Annotated in this window: 3 protein-coding genes and 1 tRNA gene; 2 read left to right on the top strand and 2 right to left on the bottom strand. The window is 64.2% G+C overall.

The genetic code is table 11. The annotated features are described in order from the left end of the window. Positions 1-72 precede the first annotated feature (72 nt). A complete protein-coding gene (locus VLR48_RS02000; protein WP_325290175.1) occupies positions 73-648 on the bottom strand; it encodes a TRAP transporter small permease subunit in 576 nt (191 codons plus the stop codon). Between the two features lie 144 nt (positions 649-792). Beyond that, a complete protein-coding gene (locus VLR48_RS01995) occupies positions 793-1,143 on the bottom strand; it encodes a DUF2782 domain-containing protein (RefSeq protein WP_325290174.1) in 351 nt (116 codons plus the stop codon). A 174-nt stretch (positions 1,144-1,317) separates the two neighbouring features. On the opposite strand from VLR48_RS01995, the gene VLR48_RS01990 reads away from it, so the two are divergent. Then, positions 1,318-3,324, top strand: coding sequence for a UvrD-helicase domain-containing protein (locus VLR48_RS01990; RefSeq protein WP_325290173.1), 2,007 nt, complete (start codon positions 1,318-1,320; stop codon positions 3,322-3,324). A gap of 253 nt (positions 3,325-3,577) precedes the next feature. Further along, positions 3,578-3,654 (top strand) — tRNA-Arg (locus tag VLR48_RS01985). Positions 3,655-4,160 lie beyond the last annotated feature (506 nt).

Below are 4,160 nucleotides of genomic sequence, written 5' to 3'. Positions count from 1 at the left end.
AAGGAGAGGGCGACCGGGTATCCGGCCAGCAGGGTGACGACGACACCCGCGAAGAGCAGAACAGGCATCAGCTCATGCACGACCGACACCTCCGTCCGAAGGCGGCAACGCCTCCTCCATCCCCGACAGAAAAAGCAGATTGCGCAGCGCGTTGGATAGGCCCTGCGCCAACAGCAGGATCGGCATGATCAGGATCAGGGTCTTGAGGAGATAGACCGCCGGGATGCCGCCCGCCTCGCGCGAGGCCTCCTGCACACGCCAGGACTCGGCGACATAGGCCCAACCGAGCCAGATGATCAGTATGGAAACCGGGATCAGCAGCAGGAGCGTCCCCATCAGATCCACCCGAGCACGCGCGCGACGCGAGAGACGCTCGTAGAAGATATCGACCCGCACATGGCCGTTGCGCCCCAGCGTATAGGCGATGCCGAGCATAAAGAGGACGGCATGCATGTAGGTCACCGACTCCTGCAGTGCGATCGAGCCGATGTCGAAGGCATAGCGCAGCACCACGACGGCGAAGGTGATCAGCACCATCGCCAGCGAGAGCCAAGCCGTCCACTCGCCGATCTCTCGGACGACGGCGTCGATCCGATCGGCGATACCGAGCAGGCGCGCCCGAGGGCCCGGCCGGGGATCGTTCTTCATACGGGGCTCCACGTGTCGGGCTCAGCGAGAAACAGGCCACTCGGGCGATGCACCGGAGCGGCCTGAACGGCGTCGTCCATCGGCACCGCGCATGCCCGCCCAGTTAAGTTCGACATGTCGGGGAGAACGCGACTCGGTCCGACCTCAATTCCACTCGAACAGAACCCACTGCGGGATCGAGACGTTGTTCGCCGCATTCTCCTGCATGTCCAGAATGCCGTCGCCGTTGGTGTCGAAGAGATAGTAGGGCGGTCCCAACTGGGGTTGGATCCGGACCATGTAGAGCACCCCGCGGATTCGGTACTCGTAGACGACATCGTCGCCGGATTCGATGATGGTGATCTCGGGCTCCACCGGCTCGCCGGTGATCGGAGAGGGAATCACCGTCGGCGCCTCCAGAAAGCCTCCGCCGGGGGCCGGCGGTTGCTCTTCTTGCGCGGGCGCCGTCCCGAGGCAGAGCATCAGCGGGATCGTCAGCAGGATCGTCTTCGTCACGGGACCACCATCTCACCGTCGATTGAAAGACCTGCATGGTAGTACGAACGCTCCCGGATTACCTCATCCGGACATGCGCTCGAGCGATGCCGATCGGGTATCTTTGTCGACCCGAACCGGAGGCCACCTCGAGCCATACGCGGACCGGGTCGTCTTCACGCCACAGGACCCCGCATGACCGGACTCAACCCCCGACAACTCGAGGCGGTGCACTACACCGCCGGGCCTCTCCTGGTCCTGGCCGGCGCCGGCTCGGGCAAGACCCGCGTGATCACCCGCAAGATCGCACACCTCATCGATCAAGGCGGGATCTCGCCGCGCCACATCTGCGCACTGACCTTCACCAACAAGGCCGCACGCGAGATGCGCGAGCGCGTCGGCAGTCGGATCAGGGGTGCGGAGACCCGTGGCCTGACGATCTCCACCTTCCATACGCTGGGGCTCGACATGCTGCGCCGACACCCCGAGCGCGCCGGACTGCGTCCGCGCTTCTCGCTGCTCGATGCCCAAGACGCCGAGGCACTGATCAAGGAGCACCTGCGCCATACCAAAGGGAGCGATGCCTTCAGTCCTGCCGCGATCCAACACCGCATCTCGCGCTGGAAGAACGACCTGATCGACCCCGCGCAGGCCGAAAGCCGTGCGGAGGACGACTTCGAGGCCAGACTTGCCGGCTTCTACGCCGACTACGAGCGCAGTCTGCGAGCCTACAACGCGGTCGACTTCGACGACCTCATCCTGGGTCCGGCACGGATGCTCGCCGAGCACCCGGAACTGCGCGAGACCTGGCAAGGACGGATCCGTTATCTGCTGGTCGACGAATACCAGGATACCAACGGGGCGCAATACGACCTGGTCCGCCGGCTCGTCGGCCCGCGTGCAGCCTTCACCGTGGTCGGCGACGACGACCAATCCATCTACGCCTGGCGCGGCGCGCGGCCCGAGAATCTGGCCCGGCTGCAGACCGACTATCCGCATCTGAAGGTCATCATGCTGGAGCAAAACTACCGCTCCAGCGCGACCATCCTCGGACTCGCCAACACCCTGATCGCGAACAACCCGCACGTCTTCGAAAAGCGGCTCTGGAGCGAGCACGGCCCCGGTGAGCCGCCGCGCGTCCTGCACTGCAAGGACGAGGGTCACGAGGCCGAGCAGGTGGTCTCCGAGATCCTGCACCTGAAGTTCGCCGAAGGGGCCGAGTTCGGCGACATCGCCATCCTCTATCGCGGCAACCATCAGGCGCGCCCGTTCGAGAAGGCCCTGCGCGAGCACAACGTGCCCTATGTCCTGAGCGGCGGGACGTCTTTCTTCGCCCGCGCCGAGGTGAAGGACCTGATGGCCTACCTGCGCCTCATCGCCAATCCGCAGGACGACGCCGCCTTCCTGCGCATCGTCAACACCCCGCGGCGCGAGATCGGCCCGACGACCCTGGAGAAGCTCGCCAACTATGCCCGCGAGCGCGAGATCCATCTGCTCGATGCCTGCGGCGAGCTGGGGCTGGGCGAGCACCTGAGCGAGCGCCAGCGCGAGCGCCTTCAAGCCTTCAGCGCACTGGTCTCCGAGCATGCCCGACGCGGCGAAAGCGACCCCGTCGGGACCATGCGCACGCTGGTCGAGACGATCGACTACGCCTCCTGGCTGCGCGAGCATGCCTCCAGTCAAGCAGTTGCCGACCGCCGTTACGCCAACATCACCGATCTGCTCGATTGGCTCGGCGCACTCAAGAAGGGCGAGCTGCAGGAGAAGACACTCGCCGAGATGGCGACCCATCTCACCCTGATGGACGTCATGGAGCGCCAGGACGAGGACGAAGGCGGCGACCGGGTCAGTCTCATGACCCTGCATGCTGCGAAGGGACTGGAGTTCCCCCACGTCTTCCTGGTCGGCATGGAAGAGGAGCTGCTCCCGCACCGCACCAGCATCGAGGAAGAGACCATCGAGGAAGAACGCCGCCTCGCCTATGTCGGCATCACCCGCGCACAGCGCACGCTCACCTTCACCCTCACCCGTCGGCGCAAACGCTACGGCGAGTGGGTGACCAGCGAGCCCAGCCGCTTCCTCGCGGAGCTGCCGAAAGATCAGCTGCGCTGGGACAATACACGCGACGAGACCCCCGAAAACCGCAAGGCGCGTGGACTAAGCCATCTGCATGCGCTCAAAGGCATGCTCGACGTCGACTAAGCTCGGATGGGTCGACCAACGGCCGGGGGCACGCTCGATCCGAGCGCAAGATCGGCATGGACGACCGCGGCGGATCGCAGTATCCTTTTGGGTCTTCGCCGAACCGGATCTCAAGATTGCATCTTGAATCGGAACACTCCGGACAGCGAAACCCCTCAAAGCGCCCGTAGCTCAGATGGATAGAGTACAGCCCTCCGAAGCTAGGAATCATTGCTCCGGACAGCCACGAGGCTAGAAGTCAAAAGTTGTCAAAGCGCCCGTAGCTCAGATGGATAGAGTACAGCCCTCCGAAGGCTGGGGTCACAGGTTCGAATCCTGTCGGGCGCGCCAATTCAAAGCTTTTTCAAGTACTTACCGCTTCGGCGCGCGACCGGCCTACGCCGATCGTTTCCTGCCATCGGAAACCTGAAGTCTTACTTCGCGACAACGTCCCTGATTCCTGCCCAGATCCCGGGCACACTGACCTGAAGATGCTGTTTTGGGCCATGTGCCCAGGCTGTGCCCGTGCTGTGCCTATGGCCGGCGGGGCACCGGATCGGGGTTACCGAAACTGACTCCTGCACTCCGTGCCCACAACTCTTCTTCCTGAAGATGGTGAGACTCCTCTCCGGCTGACCTGATCGACATCGCGGCCCAGCCACCATGCTCCGCTACCGCCGCTTCTGCGAGGGTCTCGGATCGGGTGATTGAAAGACGGGCAACCCCCGCCAGTGGATCGCGCGAGCCCTCGGCCTGTCGTTTGTTTTCCCGTTGAGATGTTCGTCCACGCCCGAAGCCTTACATCCGGATCCATCTCCAGAGGTCCGACACGACCGGGGCGCACGATGCCCATCACG

This window comes from Thiocapsa sp. (assembly GCF_035467215.1).
In the GTDB taxonomy this organism is placed as follows: Bacteria; Pseudomonadota; Gammaproteobacteria; order Chromatiales; family Chromatiaceae; genus Thiocapsa.
The sequence above is the reverse complement of the archived record's forward strand: the minus strand, read 5'-3'. Positions and strand labels throughout refer to the sequence as shown.

What these genes read in the sequence shown, in the direction of transcription:
- VLR48_RS02000 (WP_325290175.1), bottom strand. Translation starts at nt 648, where the DNA reads ATGAAGAACGATCCCCGGCCGGGCCCTCGGGCGCGCCTGCTCGGTATC.
- VLR48_RS01990 (WP_325290173.1), top strand. Translation starts at nt 1,318, where the DNA reads ATGACCGGACTCAACCCCCGACAACTCGAGGCGGTGCACTACACCGCC.